17 protein-coding genes are annotated in these 21,509 nt (G+C 73.1%); 4 read left to right on the top strand and 13 right to left on the bottom strand.

Annotation, left to right across the window (positions count from 1 at the left end; translation table 11 throughout):
* Positions 1-274: 274 nt before the first annotated feature.
* The 11 genes from G3I53_RS34590 to G3I53_RS25300 form a co-directional block, all read right to left on the bottom strand.
* Positions 275-1,033, bottom strand: coding sequence for a GntR family transcriptional regulator (locus G3I53_RS34590; protein ID WP_164333381.1), 759 nt, complete (start codon positions 1,031-1,033; stop codon positions 275-277).
* Positions 1,034-1,141: 108 nt separating this feature from the next.
* Entirely contained in the window at positions 1,142-1,858 is a 717-nt protein-coding gene (gene deoC, locus G3I53_RS25345) for a deoxyribose-phosphate aldolase (RefSeq protein ID WP_164333380.1), read from the bottom strand.
* Between the two features lie 128 nt (positions 1,859-1,986).
* Positions 1,987-2,442 carry a D-ribose pyranase gene (gene rbsD, locus G3I53_RS25340; protein WP_164333379.1) on the bottom strand — a complete coding sequence of 152 codons (456 nt, stop codon included), beginning with the start codon at positions 2,440-2,442 and terminating at the stop codon, positions 1,987-1,989.
* A gap of 93 nt (positions 2,443-2,535) precedes the next feature.
* Positions 2,536-4,110, bottom strand: a complete 1,575-nt coding sequence (locus tag G3I53_RS25335) for a sugar ABC transporter ATP-binding protein (protein WP_164333378.1) — start codon at positions 4,108-4,110, stop codon at positions 2,536-2,538.
* Positions 4,110-5,135, bottom strand: a complete 1,026-nt coding sequence (locus G3I53_RS25330) for a substrate-binding domain-containing protein (RefSeq protein WP_164333377.1) — start codon at positions 5,133-5,135, stop codon at positions 4,110-4,112. Before G3I53_RS25330 ends, G3I53_RS25335 begins: the two co-directional genes overlap by 1 nt.
* A 95-nt stretch (positions 5,136-5,230) precedes the next feature.
* Positions 5,231-6,268: an ABC transporter permease gene (locus G3I53_RS25325; protein ID WP_164333376.1), complete on the bottom strand. Its 1,038-nt coding sequence runs from the start codon at positions 6,266-6,268 to the stop codon at positions 5,231-5,233.
* Positions 6,265-7,182, bottom strand: a complete 918-nt coding sequence (locus G3I53_RS25320) for a ribokinase (RefSeq protein WP_164333382.1) — start codon at positions 7,180-7,182, stop codon at positions 6,265-6,267. Before G3I53_RS25320 ends, G3I53_RS25325 begins: the two co-directional genes overlap by 4 nt.
* Positions 7,183-7,378: 196 nt before the next feature.
* Positions 7,379-10,522, bottom strand: a complete 3,144-nt coding sequence (locus G3I53_RS34450; protein WP_164333375.1) for an NACHT domain-containing protein — start codon at positions 10,520-10,522, stop codon at positions 7,379-7,381.
* Between the two features lie 102 nt (positions 10,523-10,624).
* Positions 10,625-12,487, bottom strand: a complete 1,863-nt coding sequence (locus G3I53_RS25310; protein ID WP_164438801.1) for a SpoIIE family protein phosphatase — start codon at positions 12,485-12,487, stop codon at positions 10,625-10,627.
* Between the two features lie 168 nt (positions 12,488-12,655).
* The gene (locus G3I53_RS25305) at positions 12,656-13,930 is read right to left on the bottom strand and encodes an amidohydrolase (protein ID WP_164333920.1); all 1,275 of its coding nucleotides are present in this window, start codon (positions 13,928-13,930) and stop codon (positions 12,656-12,658) included.
* A 141-nt stretch (positions 13,931-14,071) separates the two neighbouring features.
* Entirely contained in the window at positions 14,072-15,250 is a 1,179-nt protein-coding gene (locus G3I53_RS25300; protein WP_164333921.1) for an alpha/beta fold hydrolase, read from the bottom strand.
* Between the two features lie 667 nt (positions 15,251-15,917).
* Here G3I53_RS25300 and G3I53_RS25295 point away from each other — a divergent pair.
* Together G3I53_RS25295 and G3I53_RS25290 are read left to right on the top strand one after the other, a co-directional pair.
* Positions 15,918-16,715, top strand: coding sequence for a 3-hydroxybutyrate dehydrogenase (locus G3I53_RS25295; protein WP_164438800.1), 798 nt, complete (start codon positions 15,918-15,920; stop codon positions 16,713-16,715).
* A gap of 95 nt (positions 16,716-16,810) precedes the next feature.
* Positions 16,811-18,199 (top strand): MFS transporter, encoded by a 1,389-nt coding sequence (locus G3I53_RS25290; protein WP_164334661.1) that lies wholly within the window; start codon positions 16,811-16,813, stop codon positions 18,197-18,199.
* Positions 18,200-18,305: 106 nt separating this feature from the next.
* On the opposite strand, the gene G3I53_RS25285 is transcribed toward G3I53_RS25290, so the two are convergent.
* Together G3I53_RS25285 and G3I53_RS25280 are read right to left on the bottom strand one after the other, a co-directional pair.
* Complete coding sequence (locus tag G3I53_RS25285) at positions 18,306-19,073, bottom strand: sulfite exporter TauE/SafE family protein (RefSeq protein WP_164334663.1); 768 nt, start codon at positions 19,071-19,073, stop codon at positions 18,306-18,308.
* A gap of 154 nt (positions 19,074-19,227) precedes the next feature.
* Positions 19,228-19,488, bottom strand: a complete 261-nt coding sequence (locus G3I53_RS25280) for a GlsB/YeaQ/YmgE family stress response membrane protein (protein ID WP_164334660.1) — start codon at positions 19,486-19,488, stop codon at positions 19,228-19,230.
* A 235-nt stretch (positions 19,489-19,723) separates the two neighbouring features.
* Between G3I53_RS25280 and G3I53_RS25275 the strand changes: the two genes are divergently transcribed.
* A complete protein-coding gene (locus G3I53_RS25275; RefSeq protein WP_164334659.1) occupies positions 19,724-20,425 on the top strand; it encodes a PAS domain-containing protein in 702 nt (233 codons plus the stop codon).
* Complete coding sequence (locus G3I53_RS25270) at positions 20,422-21,399, top strand: pyridoxal-phosphate dependent enzyme (protein ID WP_164334658.1); 978 nt, start codon at positions 20,422-20,424, stop codon at positions 21,397-21,399. The genes G3I53_RS25275 and G3I53_RS25270 overlap by 4 nt, the downstream gene beginning before the upstream one ends.
* The last annotated feature ends 110 nt before the right edge of the window (positions 21,400-21,509 follow it).

Here is a 21,509-nt window from a genome sequence, read left to right as displayed (position 1 = left end):
AGCCGGCCCTGGGCGGGAGGGCTCGTGGGCGTCGTCCTCGTGGCCCTGCTGGTGAAGGCGGCCGTCCTGGGCGGCCTCGCCGTGCACCGCGGCCGGACCGCCGGGCGCCGCTAGCCCGTCCGGCCGGGAAGGGGACGGGCGCTGCCGGCGATGGTTCGTCGGCGCGTGAGGACCAGCGGTCCCATGGTGGGCGCAGGTCAGGGCACAGCCCCCCGCCACCCGCCGCCGTAGGAGGCCCTGCGGCGGCGCGGCGGCGGGCCCGCGCCGTCGGCGGTCAGCGGCGCAGCAGGAGCGAGGTGACCCGCAGGCGTCCGCTGTGGATCCACACGTCGGAGTACTCCACCGGCCGGTCGTCGGCCAGGTAGGTGACCTGCTGGAGGTACTGCACCGGGGCGCCCTCGTCCAGTTCCAGGGCGGTGGCGACGTCGGTGGTGGCCGCCTCGGCGCTGAAGGTGCGGCGGGCGGTGGCGATCTTCAGCCCGTACGTGCCCTCCAGGGTGCCGAAGAGGCTGGCGGACGTGAAGTCCACCTCCTCGATGCCCGGCGCGAGGTCGGTGCGGACGAAGTTGAACAGCAGGGCGACCGGCCCCTGGTCGGTGCGGCGGACCCGCACCAGGCGCAGCACGTGGGTGCCCGGCGTGACGTCCAGGAGGGCGGCCACGGGCCGCGGCGGGACGATCAGGGAGCACTCGCGCACCGACGTCGTGGTGACGATGCCCTGACTGGCGAAGTCCTCGGAGAGGGTGCTCAGCTTCTGGGCGATCGCGGGCTCGATCGTCGTGGAGGTGACGAAAGTGCCCCGTCCGCGCACCTGCCGCAGCAGGCCCTCCTCGATGAGCGTGGTCAGGGCCCGCCGCAGGGTGCCGCGGCTCACGCCGAACTCCTGGGCGAGTTCCGGCTCGCTCTTGAGGCGGTAGTGCGCCGGCCATTCACCGCTGGCGATGCGCAGCCGGATGTGTTCCGAGATCTGGACGTGGATCGCCGTGGGGACGTCCCGTTTGATGCCCGGGGGTGTCCGTTCGTCGGCCGTCACCGTCGTCGCATCTCCTTCTCCGCTCTCACCGGAGGACCCGTGTCGCTCCGGACGTCAGGGCCGGGCCCCGGCCGCGGTGGGCGGCCGGGGCCCGGCGGTGGTGGCCGCTCAGTAGCTGACGGTGGACTCGTCCCCGCTGTCGGTGATGATGGCCAGACCGGCGCTCGTCCCCAGCAGGGAGGCTCCCGCCCTCAGCAGTTCGAGACCCTGACCGTAGCTCTTGATCGAACCGGAGGCCTTCACCCGGACCCCGTCCCGTGCCCGGTCAACAAGGTAACGAACACTCGTCGGATTCGCAGTCTCGATCTGCCCGCTGCTGGCGTTCTTCAGGAACGAGGCACCGGCCTCCATGGCGAGTTCGACGGCCGCCTCCTTCTCCGCGTCGGTGAGCAGCGGCAGTTCCAGCATGACCTTCACGGGCAGGCCGGAGGCCTTGACGACGCCCGCGATGTCGTCGCGGAAGTCGTCGTAGCGGCCGCTCTTGAGCCAGCCGACCTGCACGCCGATGTCGAGCTGGTCGGCACCCAGCCGGGCGATCTCCTCGGCCTCGGCGGCCTTGCCGGCGCTGGTCATGACGCCGACGGTCGGGAAGTCCAGGGCCGTGGCGACCTCGACCCCGGTGCCCTTGAGCTCGGCGACGACGACGGGCAGCCAGGAAGCGGGCACCATCGCGGCGTTGAAGCCGTGGGTGACGGCCTCACGGGCGTGGGCGACCATCTCGTCGCGCGTCGCGTCCGGGTCGATCTTCGTGTGCTGGATGTACGACGCCAGCTCGGCCGGGGTGAGGTCGAGACCGGCGGGGTTGGAGGTGGTGGTACTGGACACGGGGTTCTCCCTAGGGGGTGGTGGGCGGCGGGGATCCGGCGGTCCGGCCGCCGGGTTCTTCGTGGAGGGCGCCGCCGGGTGACCGGGGCGGGCGCGGGTGGCCCGGCTCCGGGGGACTTGCGGGGGCGTCAGAGCTTGGACGCGTACTCCTCCGGCACGACGATGTCCTTGCCCCCGAACCAGCGCGGGGCGTCGACACCGCAGTACAGGCCGATGTTGCCCCACGGTTCGAAGGCACCGGTGCGCACGACGGCCTTGGCCTGGCGGGCCAGGCCGCCCAGCACCTCGGCGTGCGGCCGGGTGGTGAACTCGGCGCCGGTGAAGCGCTCCTGGAGCCACGCGTCGAGACGGGGGTTGTGGGTGGGGACGTCCTCCGCGCGGACCACGCCCTCGACGACGAGTTCGTCGGCGATCAGGTCGAGGACCGTCCGCAGGTCGGGCAGGTTCTCGGCCAGGGCGAGGTCGATGCGGTGGGCGTCGCGCGGCACGGGGAAGCCCGCGTCCACGACGAGCAGCAGGTCGGTGTGGCCGAGGGTGGCCAGGACGCCGCTCAGTTCGGCGTTGAGGATGCCGGAGCGCTTCATGGTCGTTCTGCCTTTCTCGAGCGGGCCGCGGGGCGGCCCGCGGGGTGCGCCGGGTCCTGGGACGGGCCAGGCCCGGCGAGGTCGGGCGGGTGCCTAGGCGGCGGCCGGGGTCGCGCCGGTGGCGAGGGTCATCACGGACTCCTCGGTGGCCTCCGCGGTGTCGACGACGGCCACCAGACGGCCCTGGCTCATCACCGCGATGCGGTCGGTCAGGGTGAGCAGTTCGGGCAGGTCGGAGGACGAGCACAGGATCGCCAGCCCCCTGTCCGCGAGCGCGGACAACTGCGCGTAGATCTCCGCCTTGGCGCCGATGTCCACGCCCCGGGTGGGCTCGTCCAGGATCAGCACCCCGGGGTCGATCGCCAGCCAGCGGCCCAGGACCGCCTTCTGCTGGTTGCCGCCGGACAGGCTGGTGATGGGCTGGCCGAGGCCGGCCGTCTTCACCCGCAGCCGCTGCGCCTGCTCGGCCGCCGCCTCGTCGAAGGCGCGGCGCCGGACGAGTCCGAGGCGGCTGAACGTCTTCGCGGTGAGGGCGCCGATGTTCTCGCCGACGCTCATGGTGGTGAGCAGGCCCTGGGCGCGGCGCTCCCCGGGCACGAACGCCAGCCGGCGCTCGACGCTGGAGATGGGGTTGCGCCGCTCGTAGGGCCGGCCGAGCAGTTCCACGCTGCCGCCGGTGCCCGGGTCGCCGCCGAAGATGTTGTGCAGCAGCTCGACCCGGCCGGAGTCCGGCAGGCCGGCGACCCCGAGGATCTCGCCGGGCCGCAGGTCGAAGGAGACCCCGTGGTGCCGCCGGCCGCTCAGTTCCCGGACCTTCAGGGCCGGTTCGGCGGAGGCGTCCGGGCGGGACCCCTGGTCCGCGCGGCGGGTGAAGCCGCCCAGCTCCCGTCCGACCATCGCGGCGACCGCCCGGTCGGGGTCGGTCTCCTCGGCGCGCCAGGACGCCACGTGGGCGCCGTCCCGCAGGACCTGGATGTGGTCGGCGAGCCGGAACACCTCGGGCATGCGGTGCGAGACGTAGAGCATGGTCGTCCCGGCCGCCTTCAGCCTGGCCATGAGGGCGAACAGCCGGTCCGCCTCGGCGGGGGTGAGCATGGCCGTCGGCTCGTCCAGGATGAGGACGCGGCAGCCCCGGGCGACGGACCGGGCCACCACGATGAGCTGCTGGGTGGCCAGGTCCAGGGTCCGCACGGAGGCGTTCGGGTCGAGGTCGAGGTCGAGTTCGGTGAGGAGTTCGGCGGTGCGGTCCAGCATGCGCCGCCGGGAGGGGAACCAGCGGTGACCGGGTTCGACCCCGCTGAGCACGTTCTCCGCCACGGTGCGGTCGAGCAGCAGCGACAGCTCCTGCGGCACGATGGCCACACCGTGCCGGCCGAGCATGGTGCTGGGCTCGTAGGAGGAGACCTCCTCGCCGAAGACGGTGACAGTGCCCTCGCTGGGCGGCTGGAGGCCGGCCAGGATCTTCAGCAGGGTCGACTTTCCGGCGCCGTTCTCCCCCAGCAGGGCCGTGACCTCGCCCTCGGGGACGTCGAAGGAGACGTCCCGCAGGGCGCGGACCGGGCCGAAGTTGCGGGTCAGGCCCCGGATGCGGACGGCCGGGCCGGCGGTGCCCGGCGCCGTCGTGCGGTCCGGGCCCCCGGGAGCGGCGTCGCGGGGTGCGGCGGTCATCAGTCCTCCACGGTCGCGTCGGCGAGGTTGTCGCGGGTGATGAACTGCGCCCCGGTGTCCACGCCCTTGATCTCGGTGCCCTTGGTGAGGAAGTCGTTCAGCACCTTGACGGCCTGGTAGCCCTGCTCGGCCGGGTTCTGGCTGATGGTGAAGTCCAGGACGCCGCGCTCGATGTACTCGGCGGTCTGGGTCAGCAGGTCGAAGCCGCCCATCGTGATGTCGTCGGCCTTGCCGGACTGGGCGACCCACTTGGCGGCGGCCGTGGTGGAGCAGCAGTCCAGGCCGGCGACGGCGACCACACCGGACTGGCCGGACATGCTCGACTCGACGGTGTTGTAGGCGCTGTTGGGCTCGTTGCCCACGTTGACCGGGCCGACGATCTTCAGGCCGCTGCCCTCCAGGCCCTCCTTGAACCCGCTGAACCGGTCGTGCGACCAGCCGGCACCGGTGTCGACGGAGAAGACGACGACGGACTTGCCGTTGACGTCGCCGTCGAGCTTCTTGCGGAGCTCCTCGGCCTGCGCCTTGCCGGAGCCCTTGAGGTCCTGGCCGACGAAGCCCATCTGCTCGGAGTCGGGGTTGTCGGTGTTGAAGGAGATGATCGGTATGCCGGCCTTGTAGGCCTGGCTGATGACCGGCTTGAGGGCGTCGCTGGAGGCGGACGACACGGCGAGCCCGTCCACGGCCTTCTGCTGGATGAGCGTCTGGATCTCGGAGACCTGCTTGGCCGCGTCACCGCCGGTCGGGCCGATCAGGGCGACGTCGGCGCCGAACTCCTTGCCGGCCTTCTCCATGCCCGCGCCGATCGGGGTGGCGAAGGCGAGGGACGGGTCGTGGTAGCTCAGCTTGATGCGCATCGGCTTGTCGTCGTCGAGCCGCTGCTGGATGTGCGGGGCGAGCTCGAACGAGCCGTCGGCGGCGCCGCCGGAGTCGGCCGCGGTGACGGCGCCGCAGGCGGTGAGGGACAGGGCCGCGACGGCGGTCGTCACGGCGACGAGGGATCTGCGGAGGGTGCGCGAGGACATCGTGGCTCCTTGGGGTGTGCGACGCGGGCCGGGCGCGGCGGAGGGCGGAACGCTCCTGCGGTGGCCCGTACGGGGTGGGAGGCTGCGGCGGCCGGTCAAGCGCGGGACTTGCGCTTGCGCTGCCAGGTGTCGGCCGCGACGGCGGCGACGATGACGAGACCGGTGACGACGGTCTGCCAGAAGGACGAGATGCCCTTGATGTTGAGGATGTTCTGGAGCAGACCGATGAAGGCGACACCGATGACGGTGCCCCACATCGTGCCGGACCCGCCGAAGAGGGCGGCGCCGCCGATGATGACGGCCGAGATGACAGTGAGTTCGAGACCCTGGCCGGTCACGCCCTGCACGTAGGAGAGGAAGGACAGGCCGAGGACGCCGGCCAGGCCCGCGGTGAAGCCGGACAGGACGAACGCGGTGAGCTTGACCCGCTTGACGTTGACGCCGACCAGCCGGGCGGCCTCCTGGTTGCCGCCGACCGCGTAGGTGTTGAAGCCGAAGCGGGAACGGGCCAGCAGGATCACGCCGATGGCGGCGACGACGGCGAAGAACACGAACTGCATGGGGATCAGCCCGAACAGCCGTCCCTGCCCGAGGAGGTTGAACTCCGCGACGCCGGGCTGGGAGGAACTGAGGGAGATCGGGGCGCCGTCGGAGATGAGCAGGGCGACGCCGCGGAACACGCTCAGCGTGCCCAGGGTGACGATGAAGGACGGCACCCCCAGCACCACCACGGCCAGCCCGTTGAGGAGTCCGGCGACGACACCCACGGCCAGCCCCACGAGCATGGCCATCGGCCAGCTCCAGCCGTCCGAGATGAGCATGCCGGTGGAGATCGCGGACAGCGCGTAGATGGAGCCGACGGACAGGTCGATCTCGCCGTTGAGGATGACGAAGGTCACCCCGATGGCCATGATGCCGATCTGGGCGATCTGCTGGCCCACCGACAGCAGGTTGTCGGACTGGGCGAACGTCGGGGAGAGCACGGTGCCCAGCACGAACAGCGCGACGAGGGCGGCGAAGACGCCGGACTCCCGGGCGTGCAGCAGCCTGCGCAGGGCGTGTGGGAAGCGCCCGGAGCTCTCGGCGGGGGAGGGCGGGGCGGGGACCGGCGGCTTGGAAAGGGTCGAGGTCACGAGGCGTTTCCAATCAGGGCGTTCAGCTGGGCTCTGGTGGGGAGGGCGGGGACGACGCCCGCGATCGTCACGGTGTGGGAGCCCGCGACGGCGGCGAACTCCGCGGCCTGTTCGACGGGTTGTCCTTCGGCGAGGGCGACCGCGAAGGCCGCGGTGAAGGAGTCTCCGGCGCCCGTGGTGTCGACGACCTTCCGGGCCGGGTGCGGGGGCACCGTGCTGATGCCGGAGGAGCGGGCGACCAGCGCGCCCGCGCCGCCGCGGGTGATGACGACGGTCCCGCCGGTGCGTTCGCGCAGGGCGTGGGCCAGTTGCTCGTCGCCGAGTCCGTGACCGTCACCGAGGCCGAGGAGCACGGGTGCCTCCGTCTGGTTGGGCGTCAGGACGTCGATGAGCGGCCAGCACTCCTCGGGGAGCGGCCGGGCGGGGGCCGGGTTGAGCAGGGTGCGGGTGCCGGTCTCGCGGCCGGCGCGCAGCGCGGCGACCACGGCCTCCTCGGGGATCTCCATGGAGACGACGAGGACGTCGGCGGAGGCGATCTCCGCGCGGAACGCGTCGACGGCGGAGGCGTCCAGTTCGTCCAGGGCGCCCGGCGCGATCGCGATGCGGTTCTCCCCGGACGGCTCGACCATGATGAAGCCGACCATGGTGGGCGCCTGGGCGGTCACCACGTGCTCGGCACCGACGCCCTCGCGCTGCCACAGCTCGCGCGCCGAGCGGCCGAACTCGTCGTCGCCGACGGCGGTGAGGAGCGAGACCTCGGCACCCAGCCGGGCGGCACCGATGGCCTGATTGCTTCCCTTCCCGCCCGGGCCCGAGTCGAACAGGCCGCCCGACACCGTCTCACCCGCCGCAGGTGCCTTCGGCACCCGCATGGTGAGCCCGGCTCCATAGCTTCCGACCACCGCGATCTTCATCGGCACACCACTTTGTGTATGGACAACCATGTACAAGCGCGATCGTAGGTACAGGGATGTCCATAGTCAATGGTTGTCCGAAGGGTGGATTTCCAGCCAGTTAACGAGGGGTGTCGGACGGCCTGCGGGCGCAGGGGACAGCGCGAACCCGCTGCTCCGATCCGGAGACCGGGGCGCGGGCCGGCGGTGCGCCGTGTCAGTACCGGGATTCGAGCGGCTGCCGGACGGGCGCCTGGGCGAGACGGTCCGCGTTGACCAGACGTACCAGGCCCTCGGCCGTCACGGTGCGCAGGGAGCCGATCTCCCGCAGCGGTTCCACGTCCAGCGCAGCCCGCCGCTCCCATGCCCGGAGCGAGAGCTCCCGCAGCCGCGGGAAGACGGCGACGACCTCACGCAGGTCCTGCCCGTCCTCGGTCTCGATGAGCCGGAGCGTGTCGACCCGGGGCAGCACGATGCCGTCGGCGGCGAGTGCGGGCAGGAGACGCGCACTGAACAGCAGCTCGGTCAGCGCGGGCATGTCGGCCAGGGTCCGCAGCCCGGCGGGCGGCGGTGGCGGTGGCCCGTCGACCGTGTCGATCAGGCGCAGGCAGGCGAGTCCCGGCCAAGCGGCCCGGAGCCCCGAGAGGTCGGTGACACTGCTGGGGATGCCCAGGTCCTCCAGGGGAGCCTCGGTCGGCAAGGACCCCAGATCGCGGCAGACCATCCCGTCGCCCACATAGAGGTGACGCAACTCGGTGAGCGCGTTCAGACAGCGGTAGTCCCGGACCCCCGGCAGCTGCCGCAGGAGCAGTTCCGCCACGGCCAGTTCCGCCACGGGGGACAGGTCGGTCAGCGTGGCCGGGCCTTCGATCAGGGCGAGGCGGTCCAGCGGGCGGAACCGGGTGAGGAAGCGGACGTCCGTGAGACGTTCACAGGAGAGGGAGAGCTCGCTGATCTGCTTGCCGCGCAGCGCCTCGGTGATGTCCCGCTCCGTGAAGTCGCCGAACAGCGACAGGTAGGGGTGGCCGGGGAAGCGGGCCAGGGCCGCCAGCTCGGTGTGCGTGCGCACCTGGAGATGCGGCTTGTGCTCCAGCGACACGCCCGACAGCACCGTCTGCCGGTAGAGGGCGGGGTCGAAGTCCCCCCACCCGAGAAACACCTGGTTGTGTACGGAGACGGAGGGGTGGTCGCGGAACTGCGCCAGCTTCGGCAGCGCGGCGTCCGTCCCGACCAGAACGGCCACCCGGACGACGGCCTCCGCCTCCTGGACGGTCAACCCCTCGGGCCCCGGCAGGAGTTCCAGCGCCACGTGCCCCACGTCGGCCAGGGCCTTCGCCTCGTCGTAGGTCCTGGGCGGCAACAGGGCCGCCGCGCGGCCCTCCACCTCCCGGCGGACCTCCGGATCCAGCTCGGTGGCGTGCTCCAGGCAGGCCATGGCGAGCAGATGCAGCCGCACGCGGTGTCTGCGTACCTTGTCGCCGCGCTTGACCAACTGCGTGAGCAGGCGTTTGCGCTCGTCGGGCCGGCCGTGTGCCACGGCCATGCGGACGACGTCCTCCCACTGGTCCAGGTGGGCGTTGCGGACCAGGAGGGGGAAGTCGCGGTGCTCGATGACGGCCCGGGCCGCGAGATAGTCCTGGAAGGTGCGGTGCACGAAGTCGACCACGCCCTCGGCGGGTTCCCGCAGGAGGCCCGAACGGGTCAGCAGACGCCGGAAGACCTCCTCGGCGGAGGCCGCGCCGATCACGTCACGGTTCATGGCGGGCAGCACCTGGTCGATCAGGGCGACGGCGTCCTCACGGTCCATCTGGGAGTGGCCGTTGCGGATCAGCCAGTAGGCCAGCCGTTCCAGGAGCAGCACCTGGGACCGGTAGTCCATCCGCATGCCGTCGTCGACGCTCCGCTGCCGGTCGCGCCGCTCCAGCAGCATGCGCAGCCCCGCCTCGTACAACTCCTCCCGCCCGCGGGGCAGGAAGCCCCGGCTGGTGCGGTGCAGGGCACAGATCAGTCCGCACATCAGGGGGTTGGTGGCCAGCCGGGACAGGTCCTGCCTGCTGCGCACCGCCCTGATCAGGCGGTCGGCCTCCTCGCGGTCGCTCCCGGCCGCCGTGTGCCAGCGGTGGATGAACGTGGTGACGTCCTCGCCGTTCATCGGCACCAGGGACAGTTCGTGGAAGCCATCGGCCTCCAGCCAGTTCTCGCGGACCGCCGAGGGCCGGGCGGTGACCACGCAGACGTTGCCGGGGAACGCGCCGAGCAGGTCGCGCAGCCAGCGGCGGGTGCCGTCCCGCAGCGGTTCCGGCACCTCGTCGATGCCGTCCACCAGGAGCAGGCCGCGCCCCGCGGTCAGCACGCGTTCGGCCCAGCCGGTCGGTGGTGTGTGCGGGCAGCCGACCACCGTCAGGAACTCGGCCGGCGCGGGCAGTTCCCGCCCGGCGCGGGTCAGGGACCGCAGGGGCAGGACGAACGGGACGCGTCCCAGGAGGTGGGCCAGGCTTCTGCTCGGCCGCCATTCGGCGGTGGTCACGGCAAGCCACTGCACCAGCGTGGTCTTCCCGGCCCCGGCGACCCCCCGCAGCAGGACCCTCTCCCGGCCCGCGAGCGCCCGCTCGGCACGCTCGGGCAGGGCGGCTCGACGGCCGTGCCCGCCCTCCGGTCCGGCGACCGCCTGCCGGGTCCTGCCGTCCACGGCCTCCAGGCCCAGGTAGGCGTCGTCCAGGGGCCAGTCGTCGTCGATGTCGATGCCGAAGATGGTGAGCCGGCCGTGCCGGTGGACGAGGTGCCTGCGGTAGCGGTCCTCGAAGTCGGCGTCCTCGGCCTGCCGGGCGGGCAGCCGCCCCACGAGGGTGTCGACGGCCTCGACCAGGAGCCGGGTCTGCCGGGCCTCCTCCACGAGGGTGCGGGCCACGAACGTGGAGCGTCTGGTGAAGAAGTCGACGATGTGCAGGCAGGCGACCCGGAGCAGCTGGTCGTGGAGCTGCTCGGCGTCGGCGGACAGCCCGAGCGGCGGACGGGCGTTCAGGGCGTCCGCCAGCTTCTCGGGTCCCAGGGCCACGGCCTGGACGTCGTCCATCTCCAGGTCGCCGAGCCGGAGCAGGGAACGCGTCAGGGCCTGCACCACCGCCTCGTGCTCGCCGGGCGCGGGTGTCTCGTGGGGTCCGGCCGCTTCGACCGCCCGCTGCAGCAGCCGCCGGACCAGCTTCTCGAGATCCTCGGCGGTCAGTGAACGCTTCTCCCCCCGGAAGGAGACCAGCGACCCGATGCGCACCGGCTCGGCCACCAGGCCCGCGCCGGGCTGGTCACCCCGGAACAGTTTCCTGACCAGCGGTGTGATCGCCGCCGACCCCACCCGCAGAGCCACCGTCCCGGCATCCACATCAACGCCCCCCTGCACGAGCGTAGTGGAGCCGCGGCCGCGGGTGCGGTCAACCGGCAGGCGAACAGGGCCGGTCGCGGCGGCCGATCACTCCGCCCCGGGGCTGCCCGGGCCGTGGGTGGGGTCCTGTACCCGGGGGTGTTCCTGGGTGGAGCCGGGGGCCGCGCGGTGCGGGGCGGCGGGGCTGTGCGGGGACTGCGGGGGAGGGGGCGGGTGGCGGTCGCCGGGGGTGCCCATGCCGGACTCGGGCACCCGCAGGGCGAGCAGGGCGGTGTCGTCGCCGCTGGGGGCGATGCGGTCCAGCAGGGCGTCGCAGAAGTCGTCCACGGTCCGCCGGGCCACCATGGAGGCGTGGTGGCGCAGGGTGGCCATGCCGAGGTCGATCGGGCGGCCCCGGCTCTCCACCAGACCGTCGGTGTACAGCAGCAGGGTGGACCCCGGGGGCAGGTCCTGGCGGGCGTCGGGCCAGCGCAGGCCCAGGTGGAGGGCGGCGCTCATGCCGATCAGGGGTCCGTGGCCGTCGGTGAGGTAGCGCGTCCCGCCCTCCGGGGTGACCAGGAGCGGCGGCGGATGCCCCGCGTTCGACCAGTGCAGCTGCCAGGGTCCCCCGACGGGGCCCTCGATGCGGGCGAAGACCAGCGTGGCCATGGGCGCGTCACTGGTGTTGGTCACCGCCTCGTCCACGCCGTGCACGATCGTGCTGGGCGGCGCCTGCCGGTCCCAGGCCAGGGCGCGCAGCATGTTGCGCACCTCCGCCATGTGGGAGGCCGCCTCCAGGTCGTGGCCGACGACGTCCCCGATGACCAGCGCCATGACGCCGTTGGTGAGCAGGAAGGCGTCGTACCAGTCGCCGCCCACCTCCAGCGCGCTCTGCGCGGGCACGTACCGGGCGGCCATCCGCAGGTGGTCCACCTGCGGGAGCGGGGTGAGCAGCTGGCGCTGCATGGTCTCGGCGACGTTGCGCTGCTCGTGGTAGAGCCGCGCGTTGTCCAGCACCAGCGCCAGACGCCGGCCCAGGTCGGCGAGCACCCGCACCTCCTCGTCCGTCGGGGCGGGCGCGCGCGAGGTGCGGGCCACGGTCAGCAGGCCGTAGGGCCGCCGCCGGGCCCGCAGCGGCACGGCGACCGCCGTGTGGCCGCCGAGCCGCTCGAACAGGGGCCGGTGGGTGGCGGCGAACGGGCCGTCCGGGTCGGCGCGCAGTTCCTCCACGTCGACCCGCGCGGGCTCGTCGTCGCCGGTGGCCCGGGTCGCCGGCGGGCAGACCCCGGGCGGCAGAGGTCCCTCCAGCCGGCGCGTCCGGCGGGGGTGGGTGCGACTGCGGACGGCGACGCGTTCCAGCGATCCGTCGTGCTCGGAGTACAGGTCGACGGCGGCCCACTCGCCCAGCGCCGGGACCAGCAGCCGCAGCAGCCGGCGGATCCGGCCCGGGGTGTCGTCGGGGGACATCAGCACCTCGGAGGCGTCCTCCATCAGGTGCAGCCGGTCGGTCAGCGCCTCCAGCCCGGCGGTGTGCGCCGCCGCCCGCTCCGCCGCCTCGCGCTCCGCGGTGTAGTCGCTGAACGCCAGCACCAGGCCGTCCGGGCGGCCGGCCGCCCGCAGCGGCGTCGTCGCCCAGTGCACGGGCATGACCGAGCCGTCGACCCGCAGGAGGTACTCGTCGCTGCCCTCCTCGGCGGCCGGGCCGTCCTCGTCGGCGGTCCCGCCGCGGTCCAGCGGGGCGAGCATCGTGCACCGCTCGCGAGGGACCGGGCCGCCGTCGGCGCTGCGGTGCAGCAGGTCGTGCACGTCGTGGCCGAGCATCGTGCCCGCCGGCCGGCCCAGCAGGCGCTCGGCCCACGGGTTGACGTACGTGATGCGGCCGGAGCCGTCCGTGGTGAGGACGCCGACGCCCGCGTCACGCAGCACCGCCCGCGGGAAGTCGGGCTCCGGCACCACCCGCGTGGTGTTCATGCTGCCGTCCCCTCGTCGTTCCCGGGCCGTCCGGTGTGCGGGCACGGCGCCCACCGCGCCCTTCCGGCCGTGCGACAGGCGGGTACCCACATCCGACCGCACCCCTCCGCCGGCATGGGCCGGAGCCGGGAGCCTGGGCCGAGGTCCAGGGGCCGGCGGGCCCCCGGCTCAGCGGCCCAGCCAGGCAAGGGCGGCCACCGTCAGTGCGGCGACCCCGGTGTCCAGGGTCGGCCGGAGGACGGGGGCGAAGGTGGCGCTGTGATTGACCGGAACGTCCTCCGAGAGGGTCCCCCGGCGCAGCGCCCCGGCGTGCAGCGCCGGATCGGTGCCGCCGATCGCCCAGTAGGTGAAGGGCGCGCCGAAGGCCGCCGGGATCCGGCTCATGTCCTCGCTGGCCGTCTGCAGTTCGACGGTGCGGGCGTCGTCGCCGAAGTACGCGGCGAAGGCCGCCGCGACCCGACGGGTCGGCTCCTCGTCGTTGACCGTGGGCGGAAACGAGGCGGTCCGCTCGATCAGGGGTTCCTCGGGGCAGCGGGACGCCCGGCACTCCGCCTCGACGATGCGGCGGACGGCGTCCAGGACCCGGGTGCGGGTCGGCTCGTCGAAGGTGCGGACGTTGATCTCGAGGACGGCCCGGTCGGGGATGACGTTGGGGCCGCTCCCGGCGTGGATGCTGCCGACGGTCAGCACGGCCGGCGTCGTGGCGGCCAGCTCGCGGGAGACCACGGTCTGCAGGCGCAGCACGATCGCGGCGGCCGTCACCACGGGGTCCACCGCGGCCTGGGGCATGGAACCGTGCGCCCCGCGCCCCCGCACGGTGACGCGCAGGCTGTCCGCGGCCGACAGGAAGGGACCCGCGCGGGTGCCGACGTGTCCCGCGGGGTGGGGCAGGACGTGCTGGGCGAGGACGACGTCGGGACGCGGCGACCTCGCGGTGAGACCGTCGGCGATCATGGCGTCGGCGCCGTCGCCGTTCTCCTCCGAGGGCTGGAAGAGGGCCACGAAGGTGCCCCGCCAGGTGTCCCGGTGCAGGGCCAGCAGCCGTGCGCAGCCGGTCAGGCAGGCGGTGTGCACGTCGTGCCCGCAGGCGTGCATGACGGGCTGCTCGACGCCGTCCCGGTCGGTCGCCGTCGCCGTGGACGCGTACGGCAGGCCGGTCCGCTCGCGGACCGGGAGGGCGTCCATGTCCGCCCGGGCCATGACGACCGGTCCGTCCCCGTTCGCCAGGACGCCGATCACCCCGGTGCCCCCGACGCCCTCGGTGACGGCGTAGCCGGCCGACCGCAGAGTCTGTGCGGCCCGGCCGGCCGTGCGGTGCTCCCGGAACCCGAGTTCCGGGTGGCGGTGCAGGTCCCGGTACAGCTCCTCCACGCCCGGACGGACGGCGCGCAGGCCGGCCGCCACGATCCGGGTGGGCGGTCCGGGCGGTGGCGGCTCGGTCATGGGGCTCCTCGGGGGGGACGGGGGCGGGCGGTGCGGCGCGCCCTGCTTCCCCGGACGGGTACCCGCTTTCCCGACCGGAGCCTCGGGGGAGGGCCCGCCTCCGAGGGTCCGCCTCCGAGGGCCCGCCTCCGAGGGTCCGCCTCAGTCGAGGTCCGGGACCAGGGACCGGGCCGGTTCCGGCTCCGGGGTGAGGGAGCCGCTCTCCGCCATGACGAAGCGGCCCTCGGTCCTGCCGTCGACCTTGGCGTGCTTGAGCCATTGCTTCGACAGGTTGTGCACGTTCTTGTGCTGGCCCTCCCAGACGATCTGGTGCCCGGCGCACGTCATCCTGACCATGATCTTGTGGGGGCCGGAGATGGCCGTGTGGAGCGCGGGGACGGAGAAGTTGAGCGCCGCGACCGGGTTCGGCGTCGGTGTGTTCGCCGTCGTGTCGTGCTCCCCGTAGGCGATGAGCACCGGCACCCGTGTGCCGAGGACGTCGTTGCCCGACGCCGTGGGCGTGTTCCAGCCCCACCAGACGGCGTTCCGGTACCGGCTGAGGCCCGCCGGCCGGCCGGCCGAGACCGCGCCCCAGCCGCGGCCGACCGGGTCGTTGTCCATGAGGGCGTCCCACACCACGTCCACCATGCCGGCCTCCCGCTGGCCCGGACAGCTCGCCGGCACCTGGGCGTCCCAGCCCCGGGCGAAGTCGTCCTTGGCCAGCACGAAGGTGGGGTATCCGGGGGCGGGCAGGACGGGCGGCGGGGCAGCGTTGCCCCGCGGCGGGAACATCGGCGCCAGCAGGAACAGGCTCTCCACGGTGTCCGGATGCGCGATGGCGTACGGACCCATCACGAACGAGGCCGCGGACCACCCCACGAAGGAGACCTTCGCCACCCCGCGCAGGCGGCGGATGTACTCGACGACGGTGTGCAGTTCGTCCCGGTCGCTGTGGGAGTTGTTCAGCTGGTACGGGTAGCCGGGCTCACGCCGGCCGGAGAGCGGGTTGGGGGTGAGGAGACTCTCGTGGACGGCCGGGTTGACGTTGCAGGGGTCGTCCATCTTCGGCCTGGGCGACCGTCCGGACCCCTGAAGATCCATCAGGAAGACGTCGTACCCGGCCTTGGCCAGGGCGTCGGCCCAGCTGTACGACTTGTGACGGAGGTCGAAGCCCGCCAGGACGGGCACGCTCCGGCCGTGCAGCATGAGGACGGCGCGGCGGCCTCCCGGAGGGCCGGTGTGTCCGTCGTACTCGCGGAGGAAGAGGTCGATCTCCCATCCCGCGGACGCGGGGACGGTAGAGGTGTGGCGAACGGCGTGGTCCGTCAGGGTGACGGGCATGGCACGGTTCCTTTCCTGGTCGTTGTGCCGCTCCGGCGGCCCGGACCCGTCCCCGGTCGGGAGGGCATGGCTCGCCCCGGGGCCGTGCCTGACGGAAGGAAGGGTGCGGATGCCCGGGTGCCGCCGGCCCGGGCGACGTCGACGTCGGGGGGAGAGGTCGAGGCCGCTGCCGCGGCCGGTGTCGTCGGAGCCGGTGGGGGCGGGTGAGGTCTGTCGCCCGCGGTGCGCGCGGCCGAGGCCCGAGGCCACGACGCCGACGGATGTGCCGGACGACCGGGTGGTGGGGCGCCCCTTGGTGCGAGCGCCCTGCCGGTGAGGTTCGTCCGGGAGGGGCGCGACCCCTTGCGGGGTGTCAACTACTCCTATTCAAACGCCGTGCAGGCCACCGGGCCACCGGAGACGGCACCGGATTTCGCCGCCGGTTCCGTCGTCGGTTTCGCCGCCGGGCCGACGGTGTCGGCCGCCGGCAACGGCGGTGCGCGGCGGGCGACTCGGCGGCGGGCCCTCCCGGTCCGTTCGACGGCCCGGCCGCCCCGCCACGGCCGCCGTGTGGCCCGCATCACCGCCATATCGCCCGTTCCCTGGTTCTGTCGCCTACAGAACGGGCCACCACTGTGTAGGTCCCATACATAGGTGTGGGGGGCAGGTGTCCGTACTGTTTCCGGCCATGACAAGCGAACTCCCCCCTCCTCCCGCCCCTGCGGCGCCGCCCGGTGCCGGTGTCGATCTGACGTCCCGGGCCGCCCTGGTCACCGGGGGCGGCAGCGGCATCGGCAGGGCGTGCGCCACCGCGCTGGCCGCGGCGGGTGCCACGGTGCACGTGGTCGACCGGGACGCCGACGCGGCCAAGGCGGTCGCCGCGGACATCGGCGGGGAGGCGCACGTCGTCGACCTGGCCGACCCGACGGCCCTCGACGCGCTGCCGGCCGAGGTCGACATCCTGGTCAACAACGCCGGGCTGCAGCACGTCGCGCCGCTGACCGAGTTCCCGCCGGACCGGTTCGACCTCATCCAGCAGGTGATGGTCACCGCCCCGTTCCTGCTGATGCGCCGCAGCCTGCCGCACATGTACGCGCGCGGCTGGGGCCGGCTGATCAACATCTCCAGCGTGCACGGCATCCGGGCCAGCGCCTACAAGTCGGCCTACGTCGCCGCCAAGCACGCCCTGGAGGGGCTGAGCAAGGTGGCCGCGATCGAGGGCGCCCCGCACGGCGTCACCAGCAACTGCATCAACCCCGGCTACGTCCGCACCCCGTTGGTGGAGAACCAGATCCGCGACCAGGCCGCCGCGCACGGCATCAGCCCCGGTGACGTCCTGACCACCGTGCTGCTGACCCGTTCCCCCGTGAAACGGCTGCTGGAGGCGGACGAGGTCGCCGCCGCCGCGCTGTGGCTGTGCTCCGGCCACAGCAGCTACGTCACCGGCATCTCCCTGCCGCTCGACGGCGGCTGGAGCGCCGGCTGACCCACCGCCCAGGACACCGCCCGTCCGCCGCACCGTCCCCCTGACCCGCCCCCACCGTCCCCGCAACCGCACCTCATCCGAGAACCGGTGAACCCATGACCGAGACCGCACCCGCCAAGCAGGGCGAGCCCCGCTCCGGCATCGCCCGCATCGTCGGCGCCAGCCTGATCGGCACGACCGTCGAGTGGTACGACTTCTTCCTCTACGGATCCGCCGCCGCGCTGGTGTTCAACACCCTGTTCTTCCCCAGCAGCGACCCGCTGGTCGGGACCCTGCTCGCCTTCATGACGTACGCGATCGGATTCCTGGCCCGGCCGATCGGCGGCATGGTCTTCGGGCACTTCGGCGACAAGATCGGCCGCAAGAAGCTGCTGGTGCTCAGCCTGCTCATGATGGGCGGCGCCACCTTCGCCATGGGTCTGCTGCCCACCTACGGCACCATCGGTGTGGGCGCCCCGATCCTGCTGACCGTGCTGCGACTGATCCAGGGCTTCGCGCTGGGCGGTGAGTGGGGCGGTGCCGTGCTGATCGTCTCCGAGCACGGGGGCGACAAGCACCGCGGTTTCTGGGCCTCCTGGCCGCAGTGCGGCGTCCCGGCCGGCAACCTGCTGGCCACCGCCGTCCTCGCGGTGCTGGCCTCCGTGCAGTCCGAGGCCGCGTTCCAGTCCTGGGGCTGGCGCATCCCGTTCCTGCTGTCCGGTGTCCTGGTCGTGATCGGCCTGTGGATCCGCGTCTCGGTGTCCGAGTCCCCGGTCTTCCTCGCCGCCCAGGCCAAGGCCGAGGCGGCGGCCGCCAAGGGCGCCAAGGAGGAGCCGCCCGTCATCGAGGTGTTCCGGCGCAGCTGGCGCGAGGTGCTCGGGGCCATCGGCGTCCGGTTCGGCGAGAACATCTCGTACTACATCGTGACGTCCTTCCTGCTGGTCTACGTCACCACCCACCTGGACCTGCCGAAGAGCACCGCGCTGAACGCCGTCCTGATCGCCTCCGCCGTCCACTTCCTCACCATCCCGCTGTGGGGCGCGCTGTCCGACCGGATCGGCCGGCGGCCGGTGACCCTGATCGGGGCGGTCGGCATGGCCGTCTGGGCGTTCGCCTTCTTCTCCCTGGTCGACTCCGAGTCGTTCCTCGTCATCACCTTCTCGGTCACCGTGGGCATGCTGCTGCACGGCGCGATGTACGGGCCGCAGGCCGCCTTCATCTCCGAGATGTTCGACACCAACGTCCGCTACTCCGGGGCGTCGGTGGGCTCCCAGCTCGCCTCGATCCTGGCCGGTGCGCTCGCCCCGATCATCGCCGTGGAACTCCTGCGGCGCTTCGGTTCGTCCACGCCCATCGCGCTGTACCTCTGCGCCTCGGCGGTGGTCACCGCGGTCACCGTGCTCGTCATCAAGGAGACCCGCGGCCGCGACCTGACCGTCTCGCTCTCCGAGGCGGTGCCGGAGCACAAGCCTGGCACCCCGGTCGGCAGCGGCGAGCGGGTCTGACCGGCCCCCTCGCGCGCTGCGTCGGCGCCCCGCGCCGGCCCCCGGGTTCACGAGCCCCGGGGGCCGGGGCGGGGCGCTCGCACTCCCCCGGGTGCGCTGCCGTCCGTCAGCGCAGGAGCAGTTGGACGATGGCGAGCGAACCCACGACGACGATGAAGACGCGCAGCGCGAACGGCGGGAGACGCCGCCCGACCTTCGCGCCCACCTGGCCGCCGATCGCCGACCCCACCGCGATGAGGAGGACGGCCGTCCAGTCGAAGTCGGCGACGAACAGGAAGAACAGCGCGGCGATGGTGTTGACGACGGCCGCGAGGACGTTCTTGACGGCGTTGAGGCGCTGGAGGGTGTCGTCGAGCAGCATGCCCATCAGGGAGAGGTAGATGATCCCCTGGGCCGCCGTGAAGTAGCCGCCGTAGACGCTCGCGAGGAGGAGCCCGCCGAAGAGGACGGGGCCGCCGTCGGCCCGGGCGGACGTGCCGTTGCGGGCGCGGTGCCGCTGCACGCGCGCGGAGATGCGGGGCTGGAGCACCACCAGGACGAGGGCCAGCGCGACCAGGACGGGCACGATCGTCTCGAAGGCCGTCGACGGCAGGGTGAGCAGCAGCATCGCCCCGGCGAGCCCACCGGCCGCGGCGGCGATCCCCAGCCGCAGCACGAGACGGCGCTGGCCCGCGAGTTCCCGCCGGTACCCGATGGCGCCGCTGACCGATCCGGGGATCAGCCCCAGCGCGTTGGACACCGTGGCCGTCACCGGCGGCAGCCCGGTGGCGAGCAGCACCGGGAACGTGATCAGGGTTCCCGACCCCACGATGGTGTTGATGGTGCCGGCCCCGATCCCGGCGGCGAAGACCGCCAGTGACTCCCAGATGGACAACGCCATCTCCTTCACGATCGCGTGGACGCCTCCCCGCCGTGCAGGGTCGAGGGGCCGCACCGATCATGCACGAGGTGTGCCGGCGGACGTCGAGGGGGGCCCGGCATGGCGACAGCCCCGTCCGTGGGGCCGGACGGGGCTGTGCTCGGGGGTGTCAGGCGCGTCGCCGGGCCCACATGGGGGTGATGAGGGCGATGAGCACGGCCGCGATACCGATCTGGAAGATGTGGCGGATCCAGTCGATGCCGCCCGTGTCCCGCACGCCGAACGCGCTCGCGAGTCCGTTGCCGGCGACGGCACCGATGATGCCCAGGATGACGGTCAGCCACAGCGGGATCGGCTGACGTCCCGGAACGACCAGCTTGGCCAGCAGGCCGATGATCAGCCCCGCGATGATGGCCCAGAGGAACGACACGGCATCTCCTTCCGTTCAGGTGCCCGGTTCGGGCTTCACTCCGCGTGCCCGTGTAAGGGCGGCGTAAGCATCTGGTCGCGCAACAATTCACGCGAGCGGTTCCGCGATTGGACTGTTCGTCCAGCCGTTGGACGGATAGTCTGGCCATGAAGGCCTGCGTCAGCGGGTGCCCGCGGAGGACGGGGCGATGCCGATGAGGGGCACCGGGGAGCGCCGAGCGCCGGAGGGAGTGCGCATGCCGGACGACGACCGCAGCCGGTCCGCCGAGCGGGACGCGATCCTCGCCGCGCTGACCCCCCTCGTCGACGGCCTGGCCGCCACGTTCGGGCCGGTCTGCGAGGTGGTGCTGCACGACTACCGCCGCCCGCAGGAGTCGGTCGTCGCCGTGGCCGGCTCGGTCACCGGACGGTCCGTGGGCGGGGCGATGAGCGGGATCGGCCTGCGGATGCGCGCCCTCGGCGACGAGGCGGCCGACGACCTCAACTACCGCACCCGCACCCCGACCGGGCAACTGCTGAAGTCCTCCACCATGCTGCTGCGGGACTCCGCCGGCGCAGTGTTCGGCGCCCTGTGCGTCAATGTCGACGTCACCGCGCTCGACCGGGTGCAGCACCTCCTCGGCGCGCTGGCCGGTCCCGCGAGCGGCCGGACGGATCCCCCGACGACCGTGTTCGCCGACGGCATCGACGCCGTGGTGGAGGCGCTCGTCGACGCCCGGGCGTGTCACGGGTACCGCGACTGGGCGCAACTGGACGGCACCGAGCGGGTACGGCTGTTCCGCGACCTCGACGAGCGCGGCGTCTTCACCGTCCGCAGGGCGGTCGAGCAGGTCGCCACCCGGCTCGGCATCTCCCGTGCCTCCGCCTACACCTACCTCTCCCGGGCCCGCGGCAACTCCCGGACGTCCGGCCCCACCCCACCCGGAGGTACCGCGTGACGACCACCACCCCGCCCGTCACCCTCGACGACGTCCGCCATGCCGCGGAGCGCCTGTGGGGCGTCGCCCACCGCACCCCGGTCCTGCGCTCCCGCACCCTAGATGCGCTGGTGGGCGCCGAAGTGCACCTGAAGTGCGAGAACTTCCAGCGGGGCGGCGCCTTCAAGTTCCGCGGTGCCTACCACGCCGCCTCCCGCCTCAGCCCGGAACAGCTGTCCCGGGGCATCGCCGCCTACTCGTCCGGCAACCACGCCCAGGCCGTCGCCCTGGCCGCCCGTGAACTCGGCACCACCGCCCTCATCGTCATGCCCGAGGACGCCCCGCGGTCCAAGCGGGCGGCCACCGAGGGGTACGGCGCCGAGGTCGTCACCTACGACCGCTACACCGGCGACCGCGTCGCGCTGGCCGAGACGCTGGCCATCGAGCGCGGACTGACCGTCGTCCCGCCGTACGACCACCCCGACGTCATCGCCGGGCAGGGCACGGCCGCGCTCGAACTGCTCGACGAGACGGGCGGGCTGGACCTCCTGATCGCACCGGTCGGCGGCGGCGGACTGATCGCCGGATCGGCCACCGCCGTGAAGGGACTGCACCCCCGGGCCCAGGTGATCGGCGTCGAGCCGGACGCCGGGGACGACACCCTGCGGTCGCTGCGGGAGGGCCGGCGCGTCAGCATCCCGGTGCCGCACACCATCGCCGACGGCCAGGCGCTGCAGACGCCCGGCGAGTTGACGTTCTCCGTCAACCGCAGACTGCTCGACGGCATCGTGCTGGTCGGCGACGACGAGATCCGTGAGGCGATGCGCTTCGCCTTCGAGCGGCTGAAGACCGTCCTGGAACCGAGCGGCGCGACCGGGCTGGCCGCCCTGCTCACCGGCCGGGCCGGGCCGCTCCCGGAGCGGGTCGGAGTGATCCTCTCCGGCGGCAACGTCGACGCGGAACGGTTCGCCCGGCTCTGCGGCCCCGACGCCTGACCCGCGCTCCCGGCGCCTGGCCCGCGCTCCGGGCCTGCGGCCCCGGCGTCTGGCCCTGCGCTGTGGACCTGCGGCCCCGGCGCCTGGCCTCGCGCTGTGGACCTGCGGTC

Source organism: Streptomyces sp. SID14436, assembly GCF_010548465.1.
Lineage (GTDB): Bacteria > Actinomycetota > Actinomycetes > Streptomycetales > Streptomycetaceae > Streptomyces.
The sequence above is the reverse complement of the archived record's forward strand: the minus strand, read 5'-3'. Positions and strand labels throughout refer to the sequence as shown.

Bases quoted from the DNA above. Each gene is read 5' to 3' on its own strand.
- rbsD (WP_164333379.1), bottom strand. From the start codon at position 2,442: ATGAAGCGCTCCGGCATCCTCAACGCCGAACTGAGCGGCGTCCTGGCC.
- G3I53_RS25335 (WP_164333378.1), bottom strand. From the start codon at position 4,110: ATGACCGCCGCACCCCGCGACGCCGCTCCCGGGGGCCCGGACCGCACG.
- G3I53_RS25330 (WP_164333377.1), bottom strand. From the start codon at position 5,135: ATGTCCTCGCGCACCCTCCGCAGATCCCTCGTCGCCGTGACGACCGCC.
- G3I53_RS25320 (WP_164333382.1), bottom strand. From the start codon at position 7,182: ATGAAGATCGCGGTGGTCGGAAGCTATGGAGCCGGGCTCACCATGCGG.
- G3I53_RS25310 (WP_164438801.1), bottom strand. From the start codon at position 12,487: ATGAACACCACGCGGGTGGTGCCGGAGCCCGACTTCCCGCGGGCGGTG.
- G3I53_RS25305 (WP_164333920.1), bottom strand. From the start codon at position 13,930: ATGACCGAGCCGCCACCGCCCGGACCGCCCACCCGGATCGTGGCGGCC.
- G3I53_RS25300 (WP_164333921.1), bottom strand. From the start codon at position 15,250: ATGCCCGTCACCCTGACGGACCACGCCGTTCGCCACACCTCTACCGTC.
- G3I53_RS25295 (WP_164438800.1), top strand. From the start codon at position 15,918: ATGACAAGCGAACTCCCCCCTCCTCCCGCCCCTGCGGCGCCGCCCGGT.
- G3I53_RS25290 (WP_164334661.1), top strand. From the start codon at position 16,811: ATGACCGAGACCGCACCCGCCAAGCAGGGCGAGCCCCGCTCCGGCATC.
- G3I53_RS25275 (WP_164334659.1), top strand. From the start codon at position 19,724: ATGCCGGACGACGACCGCAGCCGGTCCGCCGAGCGGGACGCGATCCTC.